The sequence below is a fragment of the Microbacterium proteolyticum genome (assembly GCF_014192415.1).
Lineage (GTDB): Bacteria > Actinomycetota > Actinomycetes > Actinomycetales > Microbacteriaceae > Microbacterium > Microbacterium proteolyticum.
This window is the reverse complement of sequence record NZ_JACHXY010000003.1, coordinates 94,635-114,798: the sequence shown is the minus strand read 5'-3', so window position 1 is coordinate 114,798 and position 20,164 is coordinate 94,635. Positions and strand designations below refer to the sequence as shown.

Annotated in this window: 22 protein-coding genes; 7 read left to right on the top strand and 15 right to left on the bottom strand. The window is 70.3% G+C overall.

From position 1 onward, the window contains the following. Nucleotides 1-87 precede the first annotated feature (87 nt). From FHS07_RS12675 to FHS07_RS12650, 6 genes are all read right to left on the bottom strand, one after another. Nucleotides 88-552 carry a SixA phosphatase family protein gene (locus FHS07_RS12675; protein ID WP_183420290.1) on the bottom strand — a complete coding sequence of 155 codons (465 nt, stop codon included), beginning with the start codon at nt 550-552 and terminating at the stop codon, nt 88-90. Further along, nucleotides 549-1,601 carry an arginase family protein gene (locus tag FHS07_RS12670; RefSeq protein WP_183420289.1) on the bottom strand — a complete coding sequence of 351 codons (1,053 nt, stop codon included), beginning with the start codon at nt 1,599-1,601 and terminating at the stop codon, nt 549-551. The genes FHS07_RS12675 and FHS07_RS12670 overlap by 4 nt, the downstream gene beginning before the upstream one ends. Further along, the gene (locus tag FHS07_RS12665) at nt 1,598-1,951 is read right to left on the bottom strand and encodes a gamma-glutamylcyclotransferase family protein (protein WP_183420288.1); all 354 of its coding nucleotides are present in this window, start codon (nt 1,949-1,951) and stop codon (nt 1,598-1,600) included. The genes FHS07_RS12670 and FHS07_RS12665 overlap by 4 nt, the downstream gene beginning before the upstream one ends. A gap of 78 nt (nt 1,952-2,029) precedes the next feature. Then, nucleotides 2,030-3,304: a DUF445 domain-containing protein gene (locus tag FHS07_RS12660; RefSeq protein WP_183420287.1), complete on the bottom strand. Its 1,275-nt coding sequence runs from the start codon at nt 3,302-3,304 to the stop codon at nt 2,030-2,032. After that, on the bottom strand, nt 3,304-4,464 hold the full coding sequence (locus FHS07_RS12655) for an acyl-CoA dehydrogenase family protein (protein ID WP_183420286.1): 1,161 nt from the start codon (nt 4,462-4,464) through the stop codon (nt 3,304-3,306). Before FHS07_RS12655 ends, FHS07_RS12660 begins: the two co-directional genes overlap by 1 nt. Nucleotides 4,465-4,629: 165 nt before the next feature. Next, on the bottom strand, nt 4,630-5,382 hold the full coding sequence (locus FHS07_RS12650; RefSeq protein ID WP_183420285.1) for an alpha/beta fold hydrolase: 753 nt from the start codon (nt 5,380-5,382) through the stop codon (nt 4,630-4,632). Nucleotides 5,383-5,454: 72 nt separating this feature from the next. Between FHS07_RS12650 and FHS07_RS12645 the strand changes: the two genes are divergently transcribed. Next, nucleotides 5,455-5,859, top strand: a complete 405-nt coding sequence (locus tag FHS07_RS12645; RefSeq protein WP_183420284.1) for a pilus assembly protein CpaE — start codon at nt 5,455-5,457, stop codon at nt 5,857-5,859. A 219-nt stretch (nt 5,860-6,078) separates the two neighbouring features. On the opposite strand, the gene FHS07_RS12640 is transcribed toward FHS07_RS12645, so the two are convergent. Continuing rightward, nucleotides 6,079-7,284 carry an MFS transporter gene (locus FHS07_RS12640; RefSeq protein ID WP_183420283.1) on the bottom strand — a complete coding sequence of 402 codons (1,206 nt, stop codon included), beginning with the start codon at nt 7,282-7,284 and terminating at the stop codon, nt 6,079-6,081. 388 nt (nt 7,285-7,672) lie between these two features. Between FHS07_RS12640 and nrdH the strand changes: the two genes are divergently transcribed. The 4 genes from nrdH to nrdF are packed head-to-tail and all read left to right on the top strand — an operon-like array spanning nt 7,673 to nt 11,537. After that, on the top strand, nt 7,673-7,906 hold the full coding sequence (gene nrdH, locus FHS07_RS12635) for a glutaredoxin-like protein NrdH (protein ID WP_183420282.1): 234 nt from the start codon (nt 7,673-7,675) through the stop codon (nt 7,904-7,906). A gap of 28 nt (nt 7,907-7,934) precedes the next feature. After that, nucleotides 7,935-8,375 (top strand): class Ib ribonucleoside-diphosphate reductase assembly flavoprotein NrdI, encoded by a 441-nt coding sequence (gene nrdI / locus FHS07_RS12630; RefSeq protein ID WP_055956923.1) that lies wholly within the window; start codon nt 7,935-7,937, stop codon nt 8,373-8,375. Beyond that, on the top strand, nt 8,357-10,513 hold the full coding sequence (nrdE, locus tag FHS07_RS12625) for a class 1b ribonucleoside-diphosphate reductase subunit alpha (protein WP_183420281.1): 2,157 nt from the start codon (nt 8,357-8,359) through the stop codon (nt 10,511-10,513). Before nrdI ends, nrdE begins: the two co-directional genes overlap by 19 nt. A 49-nt stretch (nt 10,514-10,562) precedes the next feature. Then, nucleotides 10,563-11,537 (top strand): class 1b ribonucleoside-diphosphate reductase subunit beta, encoded by a 975-nt coding sequence (gene nrdF / locus FHS07_RS12620; RefSeq protein ID WP_055956927.1) that lies wholly within the window; start codon nt 10,563-10,565, stop codon nt 11,535-11,537. 67 nt (nt 11,538-11,604) lie between these two features. Here the strand turns inward: nrdF and FHS07_RS12615 are convergent, their stop codons facing one another. Beyond that, on the bottom strand, nt 11,605-12,531 hold the full coding sequence (locus tag FHS07_RS12615) for a nucleoside hydrolase (RefSeq protein ID WP_183420280.1): 927 nt from the start codon (nt 12,529-12,531) through the stop codon (nt 11,605-11,607). Then, a complete protein-coding gene (locus FHS07_RS12610) occupies nt 12,528-13,358 on the bottom strand; it encodes a PfkB family carbohydrate kinase (RefSeq protein ID WP_183420279.1) in 831 nt (276 codons plus the stop codon). Before FHS07_RS12610 ends, FHS07_RS12615 begins: the two co-directional genes overlap by 4 nt. Nucleotides 13,359-13,435: 77 nt before the next feature. Here FHS07_RS12610 and FHS07_RS12605 point away from each other — a divergent pair, with 77 nt between their 5' ends. After that, on the top strand, nt 13,436-13,873 hold the full coding sequence (locus tag FHS07_RS12605; protein WP_183420278.1) for a YybH family protein: 438 nt from the start codon (nt 13,436-13,438) through the stop codon (nt 13,871-13,873). 69 nt (nt 13,874-13,942) lie between these two features. Here the strand turns inward: FHS07_RS12605 and FHS07_RS12600 are convergent, their stop codons facing one another. Both FHS07_RS12600 and FHS07_RS16830 read right to left on the bottom strand, forming a co-directional pair. Beyond that, nucleotides 13,943-14,428 (bottom strand): hypothetical protein, encoded by a 486-nt coding sequence (locus FHS07_RS12600; protein WP_183420277.1) that lies wholly within the window; start codon nt 14,426-14,428, stop codon nt 13,943-13,945. A gap of 5 nt (nt 14,429-14,433) precedes the next feature. Further along, nucleotides 14,434-15,459: an FUSC family protein gene (locus FHS07_RS16830; protein ID WP_183420276.1), complete on the bottom strand. Its 1,026-nt coding sequence runs from the start codon at nt 15,457-15,459 to the stop codon at nt 14,434-14,436. A gap of 307 nt (nt 15,460-15,766) precedes the next feature. Here FHS07_RS16830 and FHS07_RS12590 point away from each other — a divergent pair, with 307 nt between their 5' ends. Next, on the top strand, nt 15,767-16,231 hold the full coding sequence (locus tag FHS07_RS12590; RefSeq protein WP_183420275.1) for a DUF3817 domain-containing protein: 465 nt from the start codon (nt 15,767-15,769) through the stop codon (nt 16,229-16,231). Nucleotides 16,232-16,395: 164 nt separating this feature from the next. On the opposite strand, the gene FHS07_RS12585 is transcribed toward FHS07_RS12590, so the two are convergent. The 4 genes from FHS07_RS12585 to FHS07_RS12570 all read right to left on the bottom strand — a co-directional run bounded on the left by FHS07_RS12585 (nt 16,396) and on the right by FHS07_RS12570 (nt 20,151). After that, nucleotides 16,396-16,950, bottom strand: coding sequence for a hypothetical protein (locus FHS07_RS12585; protein ID WP_183420274.1), 555 nt, complete (start codon nt 16,948-16,950; stop codon nt 16,396-16,398). A gap of 127 nt (nt 16,951-17,077) precedes the next feature. Continuing rightward, on the bottom strand, nt 17,078-18,181 hold the full coding sequence (locus FHS07_RS12580; RefSeq protein ID WP_183420273.1) for a class I SAM-dependent methyltransferase: 1,104 nt from the start codon (nt 18,179-18,181) through the stop codon (nt 17,078-17,080). A gap of 141 nt (nt 18,182-18,322) precedes the next feature. Further along, nucleotides 18,323-19,987 carry an alpha-keto acid decarboxylase family protein gene (locus FHS07_RS12575; protein WP_183420272.1) on the bottom strand — a complete coding sequence of 555 codons (1,665 nt, stop codon included), beginning with the start codon at nt 19,985-19,987 and terminating at the stop codon, nt 18,323-18,325. Between the two features lie 14 nt (nt 19,988-20,001). Continuing rightward, nucleotides 20,002-20,151 carry a hypothetical protein gene (locus tag FHS07_RS12570; protein WP_183420271.1) on the bottom strand — a complete coding sequence of 50 codons (150 nt, stop codon included), beginning with the start codon at nt 20,149-20,151 and terminating at the stop codon, nt 20,002-20,004. Nucleotides 20,152-20,164: the final 13 nt, after the last annotated feature.

Below are 20,164 nucleotides of genomic sequence, written 5' to 3'. Positions count from 1 at the left end.
CCCCGGACGTGATCTCGTGCGTCCCCGACAGTGCGCGGAAGAAGGATCCGGTTCTGGCGAGGGGCCGCTGCGACGATCGAGGCGGGCCTACGGCGTATAGAGGTCGAACTCGTCGGGGGCAGTCGCGTCGACGTCGTCCCAGGTGCCGTCGTGCCAGGTGAAGACGGCGACCGCGCAGGTCACCATGCGCTCGTCGCGGTCGGCCAGTCGCGACACCAGCGAGCTCATGCCGGGATCATGCGCGACGACCATCACCTCGTCGACTCCGCTGGTGCGGGCGGCGTCCAGCAGACCATCGGGTGCGGCGAGGTAGAGCTCGCGCCGTTCGACGGCCTCGACCTCGAAAGCCTCCGCGAACGCGTCGGCGGTCTGCTTCGCCCGGAGGGCCGTGCTCGACAGGATGACGGCGGGGCGCACCCCCGCGCGCTGGACGGTGCGGGCGACCGCGGGCGCGTCGCGCCGCCCGCGGTCATTGAGGGGACGGTCGTGATCGTCGAGGCCTTCATCGGCCCAGTCCGACTTCGCGTGGCGCGCGAGGATGAGTTGAATCATGGTCTATCCGCCAATCCAGCGAGGAGTTCGAGAACGCAGAGCGCGGCAAGTCGCACGGTGCGGGCGTCAGCGGCGTCGGCCGTGGCATCCACCTCGACGATGTCGGCGCTGGTGACGCGGGGGTCGCGGGCGATCCCGCGCACCAGCGCCCGCAGCTCCCACGCGGCGAGCCCGCCCGGAACGCTCGCCGGGCAGCCGGGCGCGACGGATCGATCGCACACGTCGACATCGATGTCGAGGTGGATGCCGCCGGGCTCGGCCGGTCGTGCCTGCGTGGGTGCGGGAGCCGCGATATCGGTGCCGGCATCGCCGCCTCGGACGGTGCGCCCGGGGGTATCGAGGTACTCCTCGGCGTCGGCGTCCGTTCTTGCGACGCCCGGGCCCGCGTCGGGGGCTCCCGCGTCATGCGGGGAGTCGCCTCCGCTCGCGATGCGCAGGGCGTCGGTGACGACCGCCTCGATGCCGCGGCGGCGGACCTCGTCGAGCGTGATGACGGTGATGCCCGCGTCGAGGGCGCGTCGGGCATACGCCGCGGAGTTGGCGAAGTCGGCGATGCCGATCTGCACGACCCGTCGGGGGTCGAGTCCCTCGGCGAGCAGCCGACGCACGGGCGAGCCGTTGGATTCTCCGTCGCGCAGGTCGAAGTGTGCGTCGAGTGTCACCAGCCCGCGTGCCCGCCGACCCTGCGCGACGGCGTAGGTGGCCGAGTTGTCTCCGCCGAGGGCGATCAGCAGTCGTGCCGAAGCGAGCTCGGCCACGGCGGCCCGGACGCGTGCTTCGCCCTCCCTCCCGTCGGGCTCGGCGACATCGCCGGCATCGGCGATGCGGAGGACGGCGTTCAGATCGACGGGCGGTGGGCCCATGATCGTGGGGGAGTACCGACGCAGTGCCTCCCGCACGGCGGCGGGGGTTTCGCCCGCACCCGTCGGCGAGAGCGACGTGCGCCACGCCGGTATGCCGAGCAGCACGGCGTCGGGTGCCTCTTCGCGTGTCGGGGCGGGCCAGTCCCCGGCGCGCGGCCAGAGCGGGTCGACGGACAGCGCCCTCATGCGCCCACGTAGACCCAGGCGCTCAGACCGCTCGCCAAGACGACCGAGATACGGCGCGACCCCGTCATCAGGTACTCGTCGGCCGCGTCGAGCTCGTCGGGGCTCAGGCGCACGACCGTGCCGAAGACGCGATCGCGCGGGTCACCGCTGTGTCGCAGCACCCGGCGGCGGTGGGAACTCGCGGCGGGCGCGCCCCGCTCATCACCGCTCTCGCCCTCATCGAGGCGGAAGGCGGGCAGGGTGTCGTGGTCGCCGTGGAGGAGGCGACCGAAGGTGTCGAGTTGCACGTCGGGCGTCTGCAGCACTCCGTAGGTGAAGAGGGGCTCCACGGTCCCCGAACCGTCGCTCACGAGGCTCAGATTACTCACCCCCACACGGCTACGAGGCGTCGCGACCCGAGGCCCTTCGTTTACCGGCCACGGCGACGGTCATGAGCCCCAGACCAGGTGGGCGACGGTGAAGATCACCAGACCGGCGAGGGCTCCGACGATCGTGCCGTTCAAGCGGATGTACTGCAGGTCGCGGCCGACCATGAGCTCGATCTTCTCGGTGGTCTCTTCGGCATCCCACCGCTCGACGGTGTCGGTGATGATCGACGCGATGTCGTGGCGATAGCGGCCGACGACGAAGACGGCCGCGTCGGTCACCCACCCATCGACGCGCTTCTGCAGGATCTCGTCGCGCTGCAGGCGTTCGCCGACCTCGGCCAGGGCCGCCGAGGCGCGTCGCCGCAGTCCGCTCCCGGGGTCGGCGAGCGAGCGCAGCAGTCCCGTCTTGGCGGTGTTCCAGGCGTCGGCGGCGAGTTGGCGCACCCGCGGGCTGTCGAAGACGGCCGCCTTCGCCTCTTCGAGGCGCACCATGGTGGCCGGGTCGTTCTGGAGGTTGTCGGCGAGGCGCGTGAGGTAGCCGTCGATCGCGCCGCGCGCCTGGTGCCGCGGGTCGGCGCGTACGGCGTCGACGAACTGCACGGCCTCGCGGTACACGGTGTCGTCGACGAGACGGGTGGCGACTCCCGGCACCCACGCCGGCAGGCGCCGTGACACGAGACCCTGGAAGGTGTCGCGGTTGTTCCCGAGCCACACCGCGATGTTGTCGAGGGCGAGGTCGACGGCGCCGTGGTGGGCGCCGGAGGCGACGACCCGCTGAAGCCATCCGCCGATCGACGGGCCCCAGTCGGGCGACAGCAGGTGCTCGCGCGCGAGGTCTTCGATCAGGCCCTGTACGTCGTCGTCATCGAGCGCGGTGAGGACGCTCGACGCCAGCGTGGCGGCCTCGGCGGCGACACGATCGGCGTGTGCGGGCTCGGCCAACCACGCACCCGCGCGCGCCGAGAGGGGCGTCGACTCGAGCTTGGCCCGCACGACGTCGCCCTCGAGGAAGTTGGTCTCGACGAATTCGCCGAGCTGACGGCCGATCTCGTCTTTCCGTCGCGGGATGATCGCCGTGTGCGGGATCGGCAATCCGAGAGGGTGGCGGAACAGTGCGGTCACCGCGAACCAGTCGGCGAGGGCGCCGACCATGCCGCCCTCGGCGGCCGCGCGGACGTATTGCAGCCACTCGGCCTCGCGCTGCAGCGAGAACGAGACCGCGAAGACGATCGCCATGCCGAGCAGCGCGCCCAGCGCGACGCCCTTCATCACGCGCAGCGCGCGACGGCGCTCCTGGTCGGCGGGGCTCAGCGCCGCCGTCGAGGTGCGGGCCATCAGGCCGTCACCGGTCCGAGCCACGCGGACGCGGCGGTCGAATGGGCCGACTCGGCGTCGGACGGGTGGAACATGCCGGCCAGGACGTCTCGGTACAGGCGGCTGAGCTCGTTGCGTGTGAAGTAGGCGGCCCCGCCCCCGACGAGGATGGCGTCGTCGACGACGTCTTTCGCCATGGTGACGGCTCGGTGCTTCACACCCGACAGCAGGGAGAACCACCGCGGACCGTGATCGGCGAGGTCGTCGACGTCTCGCGCGAGCGAGGCGAGTTGCGGAGGGAGGGCCTCGTAGGCCAGAGACATGTCGGCCACCCTCCAGCGGATGTCGGGATCGTTCGCGTAGGTCGTGCCCGTCTTCTTCGACCGCCGTGACGTCGCCGCCTCGACGGCCAGGTCGAGCGCGCGCCGCGCGATCCCCGTGTAGACCGAGGCGAGGAGGATCTCGAACACCGCGAAGATGCCGAACACCAGAGGATCGGGTTGCGGGCCCGGGTCGATCCGCCTCACGACGCGCTCGGCGGGGGCGTGTGCGCCGCGGAGCTCGGTGGTACGGCTCTGGGTGCCGCGCATGCCGAGGGTGTCCCAGTCGTCGCGTGCGACCACCGCGTCGCTGCGGTCGAGGAAGGCGAAGACCATCTTCGGCCCGTCGGACGCGGCGGAGTCGAGCCCGTGCACGCCCAGGTGCTGCCACACGGGAGAGAGCGAGGTGAAGGTCTTCGTGCCCGTGAAGGTGTAGCCACCCTCCCCGTCGGGCTCGGCGACGGTGTCGCTGCCGAACAGCACGAGGTCATTGCCCGCCTCGCTGATACCGAAGGCGAACACCTCGCCGGCCGCTGCGGCCTCCTCGACGAAGGCGAGGTCGTCGATACCGCGGTCGCGCAGGACCTTGGCGACGCCCGTCCACACGAGATGCATGTTGACCGCCAGAGCCGTCGCCGGGGCGGCGCCCGCGAGACGCTGCTGCAGCAACGACACGTCGGCCAGGCTCAGACCCGCGCCCCCAGCGGCCTCCGGGACGAGGACGCCGAGATACCCCGCCGCCCGCAACTCATCGAGGTCGTCGTGGGGGAAGGTGTTCTCGCGGTCGTGCACCGCCGCCCGCTCGTGGATGCGCGCGAGGAGATCGTCGGGCAGATACCGAGCCGGATCGAACGAGGTCATGGCATCCATTCTGCTCGGGACAACCGACATCGCGGCCCGGGGGTGACAGCGATTCCGCAGAAGGTCACCGTGCTCGGCCGATCGCGCTCGTGGCATCCGCGCTCCGGCATCTCGCGATGGTGTCCGTTTCGCGTGGCGTCGCGCGATCGGAAGCCGCCTTCCGCTTCAGCCCAGCGCGTCGAGCAGCGCCGCCACCGCGGCCTCGGGTCGGTCACGGTGCGGGGAGTGCCCCGCGCCCGCGATGACACTCATCGTGACCCTCGGGTTGCGCAGCACCTCCGCGGCGAGATCGTCCGTGAAGATCGAGTGCACCGCCGGATCCGCGCCGATCACGTGCGTGGGAACCGTGAGCGCGGCCGCTGCGGCCCGCACATCCCATTCGGCGTTCTGCAGGCTCGTCTGCTCGACCGCCCAGCGGCTCGCGCGCTGCGTGGCGCGAGCCTTCAACTCCACGTCGATCGGATGCCACGCGGGGTGCGCCGCCCGCACCGCTTCGACGCTCGGGTCGCCGAACGCCTGCTCCTGGCTCACGCGCACGATCTCGCGGTCGTCGTCGGACAGCGCGATGGCCGGGTCGATCAGGACGAGTCGGCGCGTCCATCCGGGATCGCCCGCCGCCGCGACCGTCGCCGCGGCGCCGCCCAAGGAGTGCCCGACCACGGCGTCCCACGGGGCGTCCGCCTCGGGCGTCGTCGCGGCGAGGTCGGCGGCGTACGCGGCGAGGGAGTAGTCCAGGGCGCGGGGTGCGGCGCCGTGCCCGCGCAGGTCGACCGCCACCGCGTGCCACCCCGCATCGGCCAGGGCTGCACCGTACCGCCACATGAGGGCGCCGTCCGAACCGAGGCCGTGGGCGAGGAGGGCGCGAGGGGCGCCGGGGGAGCCCCACGACAGGCGGGGGAGGGTCACGGGTGCGGGCATGGCATCCATTCTTCCCTCGCCCAGGGGGCGCGCGCGGACCCGTGCCCGCGGATCGCCCCCAGAATGGATGCCATGATCTCGACCGAGATGGCTCAGGCGCTCCGCGCGGCGGGACTCGTGTGGCACCCGCGATCCGGCGACCGCTTCCAGCTGGACGAGCCGGAGTTCGAGGCCGACATCTTCACGATGAGCGACATGACGGTCGAGCCTCGCGATTACCCGACCGGGCGCATCCTCGCCTTCAACGGCACGACGGAGTGGGCGCTGGACTCCGTCGCCACCGAAGACGCCCTGTGGCTGCCGTCGGAGTCGCAGCTGCGCGAGTTGCTGCGCGCGACGTTCCGGTCGCTGCGCCGACTGTCCGACACCTACGAGGTCGAGATCTCGATCGGCGGGGCGACGCTGGTGTTCGATCACCCGGCGCCGGCCGACGCCTACGCACTCGCCGTCCTCGAGTTGCTGCGTCGCACGCACTGACGCGCGGCGCGGGTTTTCGAGGCGCCGTGGTGTGCCGGGGGCCTGCGGTGTGGGGCGGATCCGTGTGTTCGGGGCGGGAGTTTCGCGCCCCGAGGGGCCGATTCCGCCCCAAACCACCCGATTCCGCCCCGAACCACGAGGAGGCGAACGCGAGCGGCTCCGGCGAGACACGGTCCGCGCCTGAGGGGAAGCGGATGCCGGGCGGAGCGGCATCCCGGCTCAGGTGATCGTCTCGACCGGTTCGGTGTCGGGGATCGGGCTCGAGTCGCGGTGCCGCAGGTCGGGGAAGCCGCGCACGAACACGGCCGAGACGATGAACCCGGCGACCGCGAAACCGGCCGCGGCGACGTAGGCGCCGGTGGGGCCGACGCCGTCGACGAGGAAGCCCGCGACAGCGGATCCTGCGGCCGCACCGATGAGCTGACCGGTGCCGATCCAGCCGTACGCCTCGGCGGTCTCGCTGAAGCGCACGCTCGCCGAGGTCATGGCGAACATGACCGCGAGCGCGGGCGCGATGCCGGCGCCGGCGACGATCAGCGTGGCCCCGAGCCACCACGCGTTCAGCGACACGATGGTCAGGGACAGGCCGAGGGCGACGATCGCGAAACGACGGGCCATGGCCCACGGGCCGATGGGGATGTGCCCGAACGAGAGTCCGCCCGCGAGGCTGCCCACGGCGAAGACGGCGAGGATGAGCCCCGCCTCGAGGCCGCCGTGGTCGAACGTCGCCACGACACCGGCCTCGACGGCCGCGCACGCGCCGATAAGCAGGAATCCGGTGGCGGTGGCGAGGATGACGGGCGGCTTGGCGAGCACCTTGCCGAGGGCGCGGCGGCTGCGGGGGATGCGGACGCGGCCCACCTCGGGACTGAAGATGAACCACGCGCCGCCGCCGAGCAGGATGACGACGATCAGCAGCAGACCGGGAACGGTGCCGACCTGCGTGGCGACGAGGGTGATCACAACGGGCGCGAGCACCCAGATGATCTCTTGCAACGAGGCGTCGAGCGAGTACAGCGGCGTGAGCTGCTTCGACGGCACCATCTTGGGGTAGATGGTGCGCACCGCCGACTGGACGGGGGGTGTGGAGAGCCCGGCGACGAGCCCGAGCACCATGTAGAGCGGCAGGGGCATCTCGATGAGGGCGAGGGTCGCGATCGCGGCCGCGCACACCAGCAGCGTCACCGACAGCACGCGCCGCATGCCCCAGATGCCCATCCACCGGCTCGTGACGGGGCCGGCGACGGCCTGGCCGATGCTCGTGGCGGCGAGGACGAGACCGGCGGCCCCGTACGAGCCGGTGACGTGCTCGATGTGCAGCAGCACCGCGAGGCTCGTCATGCCGTTGGGGAAGCGTGCCGTCAACTGCGCGGCGATGATGCGCCCCACGCCAGGGGTTCGAAGGAGTACGCGGTAGCCGGCCACCGCACCACGCTACAACCGACCTCCGACACGCGCTTCGGACCCGTTCGACACCGGATGCCGCGACACGCCGCGACACGCCGGTCACCGAAATCGTCGACCTGTGCGATGTCGGAACCCCCGTCTAGCGTCCGAACTGTGGACAACATCGAACGCGCATCGCGACAACCGCGGAATCGCGCGTGTTAACAAGACGTCGGAAGGGGGTCCGGTCTGTGGATGAAAACGTGGACAACCTGTGTTGTATCTGGGGAGAGACGGTGGAAAATCACACGGATGTAACTACTACCCCTTGTGGTGCCTTCCGATGTCCGTCCCCATATGTAGTATTGAGGTCCCGGCGAGCCCTGCCCGTCCGGACGACGATTTTCCAGGGGAAAGAGAGAACGACATGGCGATCACGGTCTACACCAAGCCGTCCTGCGTCCAGTGCACCGCGACCTACCGCGCACTCGACTCGAAGGGCATCGAGTACAACGTGCTCGACCTGTCCGAAGATGCGTCTGCGCTCGAGCAGGTCAAGTCGCTCGGGTACCTGCAGGCACCCGTCGTCATCACCGACGAGGACCACTGGTCGGGCTTCCGCCCCGACAAGATCGACGAGCTGGCGTCACGTCTCGCCTGACCCCTCGACACGCTCTCAGACCCCTGTCATGAGCGCTGTCATGTCGGCGACCGAGGCTCCGCTGCTGGTCTATTTCTCGAGCGTGTCGGGCAACACCGCACGTTTCATCGAGAAGCTCGGAAAGCGGGCCGTGCGCATTCCGCTGCTACCGACCGATCCGGCCCTCGACATCGACGAACCCTTCGTGCTGGTCACTCCCACCTACGGTGGGGGTGCCGGCCGGGGCGTCGAGAAGGGCGCGGTCCCCAAGCAGGTCATCCGGTTCCTCAATGAGGAGCGGAACCGACGCAACATCCGCGGGGTCATCTCCGCGGGAAACACGAACTTCGGCGACGCTTTCTGCCTCGCCGGCGACATCGTCGCGCGCAAGTGCGCGGTGCCGCACCTTTACCGGCTAGAAGTTTTCGGCACCCCCGACGATGTCGAGCGGGTCACCGAGGGATTGGAACGATGGTGGAAGTTGAGCTGACCGACGTGGACTTCAAGACCGAGGTGCGCTTCGAGGGACTGGATTACCACGCCCTCAACGCGATGCTGAACCTGTACGACGCCGACGGCAAGATCCAGTTCGACGCCGATAAGCGCGCCGCGCGGGAGTACTTCCTGCAGCACGTCAACCAGAACACGGTGTTCTTCCACTCCCTCAAGGAGCGCCTCGACTACCTCGTCGAGAAGGAGTACTACGAGCCGACCGTGCTCGCGAAGTACTCGATGGAGTTCATCCAGGAGCTCAACGACCGCGCCTACGGCGCCAAGTTCCGCTTCGAGACGTTCCTCGGCGCGTTCAAGTACTACACGAGCTACACGCTCAAGACCTTCGACGGCAAGCGCTACCTCGAGCGCTTCGAGGACCGCGTCGTCATGACCGCCCTCGCCCTCGCAGACGGCGACCCGCGCCTGGCGGTGCAGCTGGTCGACGAGATCATCTCGGGTCGTTTCCAGCCCGCCACCCCCACCTTCCTGAACGCCGGGAAGGCTCAGCGCGGCGAGCTCGTGTCGTGCTTCCTTCTGCGCATCGAAGACAACATGGAGTCGATCGCCCGCGGCATCAACTCCGCGCTGCAGCTGTCGAAGCGCGGTGGCGGCGTCGCCCTGCTGCTGTCGAACATCCGCGAGGCGGGGGCCCCGATCAAGCAGATCGAGAACCAGTCGTCGGGCATCATCCCCGTCATGAAGCTGCTCGAAGACAGCTTCAGCTACGCCAACCAGCTGGGTGCCCGTCAGGGCGCCGGCGCGGTGTACCTCAATGCGCACCACCCCGACATCCTGCGCTTCCTCGACACCAAGCGTGAGAACGCCGACGAGAAGATCCGCATCAAGACGCTGTCGCTGGGTGTCGTCATCCCCGACATCACGTTCGAACTCGCCAAGAACGGCGAAGACATGTACCTCTTCTCGCCGTACGACGTCGAGAAGGTCTACAAGAAGCCGTTCGGCGACATCTCGGTCACCGACAAGTACCGCGAGATGGTCGACGACCCCCGCATCAAGAAGACGAAGATCAACGCGCGGGAGTTCTTCCAGACGCTCGCCGAGATCCAGTTCGAGTCGGGCTACCCGTACATCATGTTCGAAGACACGGTGAACAAGGCGAACCCCATCGCCGGCCGCATCAACATGTCGAACCTGTGCTCCGAGATCCTCCAGGTCAACACCCCGACGACGTACAACGAGGACCTCTCGTACGACACCATCGGCAAGGACATCTCCTGCAACCTCGGCTCGATGAACATCGCGCTGGCGATGGACGGCGGCGACCTGGGCCTCACGGTCGAGACGGCGATCCGTGCCCTCACCGCCGTCAGCGTGCAGAGCCACATCGCATCGGTGCGCTCGATCGAAGACGGCAACGACCGCTCGCACGCCATCGGCCTCGGCCAGATGAACCTGCACGGTTACCTCGCCCGCGAGCACGTCTTCTACGGCTCTGAAGAGGGCATCGATTTCACGAACATCTACTTCTACACGGTGCTGTTCCACGCGCTGCGCGCCTCGAACCGTCTCGCGATCGAGCGCGGCACGGCCTTCGACGGCTTCGAGAACTCCACGTACGCGTCGGGCGACTTCTTCGACAAGTACATCGACCAGGTGTGGGCGCCGCAGACGTCCAAGGCGAAGGAGCTCTTCGCCGGCGTGCAGATCCCCACGCAGGACGACTGGCGTGAGCTGAAGGCGTCGGTGCAGGCGCACGGTATCTACAACCAGAACCTGCAGGCGGTTCCCCCCACCGGCTCGATCTCGTACATCAACAACTCCACGAGCTCGATCCACCCGATCGCGTCGAAGATCGAGATCCGCAAGGAAGGCAAGCTCGGTCGCGTCTACTACCCGGCGCCGTTCATGACGAACGAGAACCTGGAGTACTACCAGGACGCGTACGAGATCGGCTACGAGAAGGTCATCGACACGTACGCCGCCGCGACGCAGCACGTCGACCAGGGCCTGTCGCTGACGCTGTTCTTCAAGGACACTGTCACCACGCGCGACATCAACAAGGCGCAGATCTACGCGTGGCGGAAGGGCATCAAGACCATTTACTACATCCGCCTCCGCCAGCTGGCGCTCGAGGGCACCGACATGACCGAGTGCGTCTCGTGCATGCTCTGAGCCGCTGACACCCCCCGACTGATACACCGATAGAGGACGCAGGAACGCCATGGCTGAGAAGCTGCAGCTGCTGAACCACGTGCAGGCCATCAACTGGAACCGCATCCAAGACGACAAGGACCTCGAGGTCTGGAACCGTCTGGTGAACAACTTCTGGCTCCCCGAGAAGGTGCCGCTGTCGAACGACATCCAGTCGTGGAACACGCTCACCCCCGAGGAGCAGACGCTCACCATGCGCGTGTTCACGGGGCTCACGCTCCTCGACACGATCCAGGGCACGGTCGGCGCCGTCTCGCTCATCCCCGATGCGCTCACCCCGCACGAGGAAGCCGTGTACACGAACATCGCGTTCATGGAGTCGGTGCACGCCAAGAGCTATTCGTCGATCTTCTCGACGCTGTGCTCGACGAAGGAGATCGACGAGGCGTTCCGCTGGTCGAGCGAAAACGAGTTCCTTCAGAAGAAGGCGCGCATCGTCATGGACTACTACCGTGGCGACGATCCGCTCAAGCGCAAGGTGGCCTCGACCCTGCTCGAGTCGTTCCTGTTCTACTCGGGCTTCTACCTGCCCATGCACTGGTCGAGCCGGGCGAAGCTGACGAACACGGCCGACCTGGTCCGCCTCATCATCCGCGACGAGGCCGTGCACGGCTACTACATCGGCTACAAGTTCCAGCGTGGTCTCGAGACCGTCGACGAGGCGCGTCGTCAGGACCTCAAGGACTACACGTTCTCGCTCATGTACGAGCTCTACGACAACGAGGTGCAGTACACGCAGAGCCTCTACGACTCGGTCGGCCTGAGCGAGGACGTCAAGAAGTTCCTGCACTACAACGCCAACAAGGCGCTGATGAACCTCGGCTACGAGGCGATGTTCCCGTCGTCGGTCACGAACGTTAACCCGGCGATCCTGTCGGCACTCTCGCCCAACGCCGACGAGAACCACGACTTCTTCAGCGGCTCGGGTTCGTCGTACGTCATCGGCAAGGCCGAGGCGACGGAAGACGACGACTGGGACTTCTGATCCGAAAATGACGAAGGGCGCCGCGCGAACAAGCGCGCGGCGCCCTTCGTCATTCCGGCCGGCTGCATCAGCCCGGCCACTCCCGCCCCTCCAGCCGCCCCAGCAGAACTTCGACGGCCGACCCCTCCATGCCGCGCACCCACCGCTGCGTCGACGAGCCGCGCGACGACACCGTGCGTCCGCGCTCACCACGCTCGAGCCGCACGTCCACGTGACCCGACGAGACGCTCACGCCCCGCAGCACCCCCGCCGCGACCATCGCCGCCAGCGGATCGTGCAGGGCGCAGCGGCGGTCGGGGAAGACGCGCCCGGCGTAGAAGTCGAGGTAGAGCGGCAGCATCGCGGCCAACGCCTGGGGCAGCGCACCGGGGATCGCTTCGAGACGAACGAGGTCGGTGGCATCCAGGGTCTGCGTCATGGTCACGTCGAGGGGGACGAGGGTGGTGTCCCAGTCCTGGGCGAACACCACGGCGGCGGCCTCGGGGTCGTTGTGGATGTTCGCCTCGGCCCATGCCGTGACGTTGCCCGAATGCGCGAACGCGCCGCCCATGACGACGAGGCGATCGAATCGGGCGACGCCCGGCGCCTCGGCGTAGGCCGCGAGGTTTGTCAGGGGCCCCAGCGCGAGCACGGTGAGATCCGGATGCCGGGATGCCAGGTGGTCGATCAGCTCGACGGCGGCGCGAGCATCGTGGGCACGTGCCGACGCGGTCAGGGCGATGCCGCCGACCCCGTCGTCGCCGTGCACGTGGGGAGCGCCGCCCGCGTACGCGCGGCCGCGGAAGTCGTGGGCGCCGACGGCGACCGGGATGTCGTCCGCGCCGGCCAACTCGAAGAGCGACAGGGTGTTGGCGGCCGCGCGGGCGGCATCCGTGTTCCCGGAGACCGTGGTGACGCCGACGATCTCGACCGCGGGCTCGGCGAGCAGATACGCGAGGGCGAGGGCATCGTCGATGCCGGTGTCGCAGTCGACGAGGATCGGGCGGCGGGTCATCGCTGCACCCCGTAGGCGTCGAGGTGCTCAAGCGCGGGTTGCGAGGCCTCGTCGGCGACGGCCACCGCGCCGACGGCGCACGCTCGCGTCAGCGCGTCGTCGGGAGTGTCGCCGCGCAGCAGGCTCACGACGAGCGCCGCGCAGAACGCATCTCCTGCCCCGACGGTGTTGACCGCGGTCGTCACCACCCCGGGGGCCGATGCCGCAAGCTCGCCGTGACGGTACAGCCGCGCCCCCTCGGCGCCGAGGGTGACGCACAGAAGAGGCGCGTCGTGGACCTCGGGCAGCTGCGCGTACTCCGTCTCGTTGACGATGACCAGGTCGCACTGCTCGAACACCCCCGCGGGGAGCGGACGTGCGGGGGCGGCGTTGAGGGCGAAGAATCCGGCGGCCTCTGCGGCGGCCGCGACCACGGCATCCGACACCTCCAGCTGCATGAGCACCGCGGCACCGGCCTCGACGTCGAGCGCACCGGCGTCGATCGCCGCGTTCGCGCCGGCGCACACGACGATCGAGTTCTCACCCGTCGCATCGACGACGATGAGGGCCGTGCCGGTGGCGGCATCCGAGGTCTGGACGCCGGTGGCATCCACACCGTCGCGGGCGAGCCGCTCCCGGATGCCACGCCCCTCGGCGTCGTCGCCCACGGCACCGATCAACCGCACGGCGGCTCCGAGCCGGGCGGCGGCGACGGCCTGATTGGCGCCCTTGCCGCCGGGTCCGCGGTGCAGTACGCCGTCGGCGACGGTCTCGCCGGCCGCGGGGGCCCGTTCGACGCGGGCGGTGAGGTCGACGTTGATCGCGCCGACCACGGTGAGTTCGGGCATCGGGGGAGGAGGGGTCACGGGAATCCACCCTGTCACGCGCCGAGGTGCTCCGCGCCGCGACACGGGATGATGTGTCCATGACGAGCGGACACCTCGGCGACACGTCGGCAGCGCAGTCGCCGCAGCCCTTCGACGATGCGCTGCGCGCGGTCGCGGACGCTCTGGACGCCATGGGCCACGGCGACCCGCGACCGTTCGCAGCGCTGTGGACGCCGACCGACGATGCCACCCTGATGGGCGGATTCGGCACGCACGCGACGACCGCTGCGGAGGTGGAGTCGACCCTGCGGGCGGTGGCCCGGCGGTTCCACGGCGGAGCTCTCGTACCGGAGTACGATCGCGTGCTCGTCGGAGACGACTGGGCGATGACGGCCGGGCGGGAACGCGGGATCCTGTCGGTCGACGGGGACGAGCCACGCACGTTCGTGGTGCGGGTGACGCACGTGTGGCGTCGGGAGGACGGCCTCTGGCGCATCGTCCACCGTCACGGCGACCACACCGCGACCGCCGTGTGACCACGGCACGCGGTCCGCGGCGCCGGCCGGTCGCCCTCCCGCCGGGCCGGGGCCGTGCGACCGGCGTCGTCAGTGCAGGAGCAGCTTCGCCACGATCAGCAAGGTCGACACCAGGGCCGCACCGATGGCCGTCAGCACGACGCCGAGTCCGGAAGAGCCGCGTAGGCGTGCTCCGGCGGTGGCGACCACGACGAGATACGACATCGCGACGCCGACGCCCCACAGCAGCGCCGTCGGCAGGTCGACCCTGAACGCGACGAGCACCACCACGACGAGGAGCGGCAGGAACGTCACCGACACCATCGGCGCGCTGACGCGCAGGTGGTGGGCGACGATCCTCGAGGGCCGCTCCGCCGACGTATCGCCGACCGAGTAGGCGAAGACGTGGGTCGCGAAGTACACCACGTTCGTCAACGCGACGACCGCGACGACCAGCCCGAGATCGGAGCCGCCGAGACCGACGAGTGTGGATGCCGACACCAGCGCGCCGTAGCACCCCGCGCTGATGCGCTCGGCGGCGATGTGGCCCAGAGGCTTGGCGGTCGCGGCGGTCATGGGGATCAGCTCCTCGAGGATCGACGTCGCAGAACAGCGGAGACGACGGCGACGACCGTACCCACCGCCACACCGATGATCGTTTCGATCACGCGGTCGCGCAGCAGCATCTCGGGCGTCGCGGGAGAGGCCAGCGAGATCATCAGCAGCGCCAGAGGGGTGATGAAGAGCATCGCGATGCCGTAGTTGCGTCCGACGAACAGTTCGGCCCCGGCCTGCAGGGCGACGGCGACGACGATCGTGAGCCACGGAGGGAGCTGCAGGGCGAGGAGTCCCGCCGCGATCAGCACCCCGACGAGAGTTCCGACCAGGCGCTGCGTCCCGCGGATCAGTCGTGCCGTCACGTGCGCCCCGCCGACGGCCGCGACGGCTCCCACCATCGCCCAGTACCAGTGCGTGCCCACGAGGAGCGCCCCCGCGATGCCGGCGAGAAGGGCAGCGACACCGACGGTGGCGGTCATCTCCCACGCGACGGCGCCGATGGGTGGGCGGGGCCGTCTCGGGCGCGCCCACGAGCCGCGGCGCGCCAGCACGAAGACGACCGTGACCAGCAGGCTCCACAGCACGCTCGCGCCGCCGACGATCAGCACGGTCGCGAAGGTGGATCCGGTGGCGGGGAAACTGGCGGTCGCGCCCGCCGCGAAGACGGCGAACAGCGCCCCCGGCGGATGCCACTGCGCCCGGTACGCGAAGAGCGTCACCGCGGCGGCGAGGGCGGCGACGACCGCCACACTGGCCAGCGCGGGGATCGCGAGGACCGAGAGGGCGGTGCCGACGAGCATCGCTGCGACGAGGATGCCGCCAGCCGTCGCCTGCATACGCACGCGCGTGCGGGGCGTGTCGGCACGACCGTACAGCGCGGCGAAGGCGCCGAAGCTGGCGTAGACGCTGAGGTCGAGACGGCCGATCAGCAGCAGGACGAGAAGGGGGACGCAGACGCTGAGCACGGCGCGGACGGCCACGCGATGATCACCCGCGCGGGGTCCGACCCGGATGACCCCGGTCCACACGCGTCCCCGGGTTTCCGCCACCCGTCCACCCTACGCTCCGCCTCGGCTCCACCCACGGCAGGCCGATGAGCGTCTGCGCGTCAAGGCGGTGGCATCCGCTCGACCATCTCTGGTGGGGTGGGTCCATGGATGCCGAACGCGAGTGGCCCCCGATCGAGCCCGGGCCCGAACCCGACACGACGACCGCCGCAGAGGGGGCGAAGTCCGATCCGTCGCTGGACGGAGACGATCAGCCCATCGAGTGACTCCTCGACGTCGAGGCGAGCGTCCGCACGGGCGCGACGCCCCTGCGTAGGGTGGGAAGCTCCCGACCCGCCCGAGGAGAGACGTGTTCCGCACGCCCCTGAACCTGTTCCGTACGCTCGCGATCGCCGAGGCGGTCTCGTGGACCCTGCTGATCGGCGGGTTGATCCTGCGCGCCGTTGCCGACCTGCCCCTCGCGGTCACGATCGGGGGTGGCATCCACGGGTTCGTGTTCCTCGCCTACGGAGCCACCGCGGTGCTCGTCGCGCTGAACCAGCGGTGGGGGATCGGACCGACGGCCCTGGCCATCGTGAGCGCGGTCATCCCCTACGCGACGGTCCCGACCGAGATCTGGCTGCACCGCACCGGACGACTCCGCGGTGCGTGGCGGCTCGACGAGACCGCCGACCCGCGTGACCGCCGGCCGATCGATCGGATGCTGCGCTTCTTCCTGCGGCGTCCGTGGGCCCTGGCGCTCGCGCTGGTCGCCGTCGTCGCGGTGGTATTCGTGGTGCTGCTCGTCGTGGGGCCGCCCGGCGGCAAAGGCTGAGCCCGGCCGGACGGGATCCGCATACGGCGCGGGTTCCGTGAGGGGTCGCGCGCCACGACGGACACGACGCAGGAACGCCGCCGATCTGCTGTGGGCACGTGGCGGGTCCGAGCCCCCGTGCCGTCGGAACTCCTGCGTTGTGTCGCGGGCGAGGGCGCCGGGCGTCAGCGCAGGTGTACCCGCACACTCGCCGGGGCGATGCGGCAGGTGGCCGTGAAGGTCTCGACGGTGCCCGACAACGTCGCCGTCGCCTGGCCGGGACCGAGGAGCGCGATCGAGGAACCCGTCGCGTGCAGCGAGGGCTCGCGCACCGAGAACCGGCGTATCGCACCGCCCGCCCGGCCCGAGAACGATGCGTCGAGTTCGACGTCGAGGATGGGTCCCGAGGTGGATGCCACACGCCACGAGACCGTCGCAAGCCCACCGCCCCGACTGGTCAGAGTGAGGGTGGCCGACCCGCACTCCTCGCCGCCCACGGCCTCGACGCGCAGCGGCTCATCGGGCGGGATGGTGTCGGCGCCGCACAACGCGATGTCGTGGAGCCGGGCGTAGCCGCGACCGTTCCCGGTGATGCTCGAGCAGTCGGCGAGCAGCGGTGACGACACGCTCTCCGACAGAGGAATGCGGGGGATGCCCGCCGTGGCCGCGGGGCCGGTCGCGAGCAGACCGACGACCAGGCCCAGGGCGCTGAGCGTCGCAGCGATCGTGCGCACCCGCATGCCGCACCTCCTCGTGGACGACTGCGAATCTACGCTCGGCCGCAGCGCGGCGCCAGCGGACGCGCCACGGTGCTCCCTCGTCGCGGAGCGTCCCGGGTGAGACGGATGCGGGCGGAGCCGGTCGCCGTCAGCGCTTCGTCGACACCGTCACGGTGAACTTGCGGTCCCGCGCGACCTGCCGGGTGGGACCGACGACGCGCTCGAGGGTCGGGCGGTACTGCAAGGCGGAGTTCCACACGGTCCACAGCTCACCTCCCGCGCGCAGCACCCGCGCCGCGTCCGCGAACATGCGCGGCGCGAGACCGTCGGCAACGGCGGCTCCCGCGTGGAACGGCGGGTTCAGCGCGATGAAGGAGGCCGTGGCATCCGCTTGCGCCTGCAGCATGTCGTCGCGCTGCACCCGCACGCGATCCTCCACGCCGTTGGCGGCCGCCGTCGCCCGCGCCGAGGCGACCGCGATCGCCGACTGATCGCAGGCGAGCACCCGGAGCGCGGGATGCCGGACGGCCAGCGCCGCGGCCACCACACCGGTGCCGCAGGCGAGGTCGATGGCCTCGGACGCTCGCGGCTCGGGCAGGTGCGCGAGGAGCAGACGGGTGCCGATGTCGATCGACGCCCCCGCGAACGCGCCGCCGAAGGCCCGCACCCGGATACCGTCGACCTCGGCAGCCTCCGGGACGGGCTCGCCGCCGTCGTGGGGACCACGGGCGATGAGGACACGGGACTTCTGCCGGGCGTGCGAGACGTCGACGCGATCGAAGCGGGCGCGCAGCACGTCGTTCATGGTGACGGTCATGTGCTTGAGTCGTCCGCCGGCGAACACCACCACGTCGGGGTCGGCGTGCAGGGCGATGAGTCCCGCGATGTCCGCGAGCGCCCGCAGGGAACGCGGGAGGCGCAGGAGCACCACGCGCGCCCCCGCGAGCAGCGCGGCGTCGAGGGGGTGCGAGGTGAACGCGGAGTCGAGCCCCGCTTCGGCGGCGTTGGCGGCGAGGGCCTGCTCGCCGAGGAGCTCGTCCTGATGGACCCGGATGCCGCGCGCGCCGGCATCCGCCGCGGCCAGTGTCAGCGCACCGTGCGTGTCGCCGATGACGACCAGGGCCCCCTCGGAGAGGCCCGCGCGCGCGTCGGCCGACTCGTCGAGGATCAGGCGGTCAGCGGCGTCGACGGCCACGAGGTCGGGGCCCTCGAGGTCGGGGCGGCGGCGGAGGGCATCGAACGAGAAAGGCATCGTGCAACGGTACCCGTGTCGGGTGGGGTGCCTCCGCGGCGCGGGCGTCTGAGTGGCATCCGTTCGACGACGCTCGTCCCGTCGGGCGCGTGGGCGGGTTCGCCGCCGGCGTGGGCTCGCGGCGCCGGCGACGGACGGTGCTCAGGCGCGGTGGTTCGCGGCGGCGGCCGCCGCGGCGAGATCAGCGAGCACGGGAGGCACGTCGTCCTGCGGCACGACGGCCTGGATGAGCGTCAACGACGACGACGTTCGCGCGTCGGTCAGTGCCCGTCGCAGATCTTCGACGGTGTCCACCCGCACGCCCGTCGTCGCGCCCCGAGGGTCCATGGCGGCCAACAGCGTCGTCCAGTCCCACGCGGCGATGTCGTTGTATTCCTCGTGCAGCCCGTGGATCACGCGCTCGACGGTATAGCCGGCGTTGTCGACCACCACGATCACCGCAGGCACGTCATGGCGCACCAGCGTGCCGAGCTCGGCCGCGGTCAGCTGTGCCGCACCGTCGCCGATGAGCAGCACCGGGCGTCGCTCGGGCCGCGCGAGGGCGGCACCGAGGATCGCGGGGAGCGTGAAGCCGATCGCAGCCCACAGCGGCTGGCCGCCGAAGACGACGCCGTGGGGGAGCCGTTCTCCGGCCATGCCGTAGAACGAGGTGCCCTGATCGGCCAGCACCGTGTCTCCCTCCCGCAGGAACGCCGCCACCTCATGCCAGAGGGCTCGCTGCGAGAGGGGGCCGTCGGCATCCGGAGTGCGCGGGGGAGTCGGCGTCGACGGGGAGTCGTGTGCACGGAGGCGGTCGCTGCGCACCGCCACCTCGGCGGAGACGGCGTCGAGCGCATCGCGCATCGCCAGGGGGCAGTAGTCGTCGTCGCCGACCCGCGCGTGTTCGCCGCGGATCTCGACCGTACGGGCAGCATCGATGCGCTGCGAGAAGAATCCCGTGGTGAGGTCGGTGAACTGCACGCCGGCCAGCACGAGCAGGTCGGCCCCTTCGATGCCGGTGCGCACCGCGGGGGCGCTGGCGGCCCCGAGGTAGGAGCCCAGGTATCCGGATGCCGACTCGTCGACGACGCGGCGGCCCCAGAGCAGTGAGGCGTGGGCGAGCCCATGCCCGAGCAGGCCGTGGAGCGCGTCTTCGGCGCCGAGACGCGACACGAGGATGTCGGCGAGCACCGCGACGGTGTCGGACGCCTCGAGGCGGGCGGCGACGGCGTCGCGGAAACGCGCGAGGACGACGGGATCGGTGACGACGTCGGGGTCGGGAAGCGGCGAGGACGGCGGTTCGACCGGGGCCCCGCCGACGTCGGCCGGGATGAGGAGGTAGCCGGGCAGGCGCCGGTGACGCACCTCGGCGAGGAGGCGGTCGATCTGCGCGGGGGCGTCGGTGGCCGACAGCACCTCTTGCGCGGCGGTGACCTCGGCGGTCATGCGGGCGAAGTGTCCGAAGTCGCCGTCGCCGAGGGAGTGGTGACTCGCCCGACCGGCGGCCTGCACGGCGGTGGTCGGTGCGCCCACGACATGGACGACGGGCACATGCTCGGCGTAGCTGCCGGCAACGGCACTGATCGCCGAGAGCTCACCGACGCCGAAGGTCGTGCTGAGCGCACCGAGGCCGTGCAGGCGTCCGTAGCCGTCGGCGGCGTACCCGGCGCCGAGCTCATTGGCGCACCCGACCCATTCGACGACGGGGTGGCGTTCGACGTGGTCGAGGAAGTCGAGCGTGAAGTCTCCCGGCACCCCGAACAGGTGGCGCACACCCGCCTCGGCGAGACGGTCGAGCAGGTAGTCGGCGACCGTGTACGTCGTCATGGCCGCCGCGCCGCTTACCGGGTGCCGAAGTGGAAGGGGAGGGCCAGCGAGGCCGACACGAGGATGATGCCGAGCGCGAAGAAGAGCGCGGGAGCGGCGAGCGAGAACGACAGTCCCGTCAGCAGCATGCCGCCGACGAACAGGAGGAGCGAGACGATGAACATGAAGATCCCTTCG

Excerpts from the sequence above, each read along its gene's own strand:
- FHS07_RS12610 (WP_183420279.1), bottom strand. The coding sequence starts at position 13,358 with ATGCCCGAACTCACCGTGGTCGGCGCGATCAACGTCGACCTCACCGCC.
- FHS07_RS12605 (WP_183420278.1), top strand. The coding sequence starts at position 13,436 with ATGACGAGCGGACACCTCGGCGACACGTCGGCAGCGCAGTCGCCGCAG.
- nrdH (WP_183420282.1), top strand. The coding sequence starts at position 7,673 with ATGGCGATCACGGTCTACACCAAGCCGTCCTGCGTCCAGTGCACCGCG.
- FHS07_RS12585 (WP_183420274.1), bottom strand. The coding sequence starts at position 16,950 with ATGCGGGTGCGCACGATCGCTGCGACGCTCAGCGCCCTGGGCCTGGTC.
- FHS07_RS12575 (WP_183420272.1), bottom strand. The coding sequence starts at position 19,987 with ATGACGACGTACACGGTCGCCGACTACCTGCTCGACCGTCTCGCCGAG.
- FHS07_RS12650 (WP_183420285.1), bottom strand. The coding sequence starts at position 5,382 with ATGCCCGCACCCGTGACCCTCCCCCGCCTGTCGTGGGGCTCCCCCGGC.
- nrdE (WP_183420281.1), top strand. The coding sequence starts at position 8,357 with ATGGTGGAAGTTGAGCTGACCGACGTGGACTTCAAGACCGAGGTGCGC.
- FHS07_RS12645 (WP_183420284.1), top strand. The coding sequence starts at position 5,455 with ATGATCTCGACCGAGATGGCTCAGGCGCTCCGCGCGGCGGGACTCGTG.
- FHS07_RS12600 (WP_183420277.1), bottom strand. The coding sequence starts at position 14,428 with ATGACCGCCGCGACCGCCAAGCCTCTGGGCCACATCGCCGCCGAGCGC.
- nrdF (WP_055956927.1), top strand. The coding sequence starts at position 10,563 with ATGGCTGAGAAGCTGCAGCTGCTGAACCACGTGCAGGCCATCAACTGG.
- FHS07_RS12615 (WP_183420280.1), bottom strand. The coding sequence starts at position 12,531 with ATGACCCGCCGCCCGATCCTCGTCGACTGCGACACCGGCATCGACGAT.
- FHS07_RS12670 (WP_183420289.1), bottom strand. The coding sequence starts at position 1,601 with ATGAGGGCGCTGTCCGTCGACCCGCTCTGGCCGCGCGCCGGGGACTGG.
- FHS07_RS12655 (WP_183420286.1), bottom strand. The coding sequence starts at position 4,464 with ATGACCTCGTTCGATCCGGCTCGGTATCTGCCCGACGATCTCCTCGCG.
- FHS07_RS12675 (WP_183420290.1), bottom strand. The coding sequence starts at position 552 with ATGATTCAACTCATCCTCGCGCGCCACGCGAAGTCGGACTGGGCCGAT.
- FHS07_RS12570 (WP_183420271.1), bottom strand. The coding sequence starts at position 20,151 with ATGTTCATCGTCTCGCTCCTCCTGTTCGTCGGCGGCATGCTGCTGACG.
- nrdI (WP_055956923.1), top strand. The coding sequence starts at position 7,935 with ATGAGCGCTGTCATGTCGGCGACCGAGGCTCCGCTGCTGGTCTATTTC.
- FHS07_RS12580 (WP_183420273.1), bottom strand. The coding sequence starts at position 18,181 with ATGCCTTTCTCGTTCGATGCCCTCCGCCGCCGCCCCGACCTCGAGGGC.
- FHS07_RS12660 (WP_183420287.1), bottom strand. The coding sequence starts at position 3,304 with ATGGCCCGCACCTCGACGGCGGCGCTGAGCCCCGCCGACCAGGAGCGC.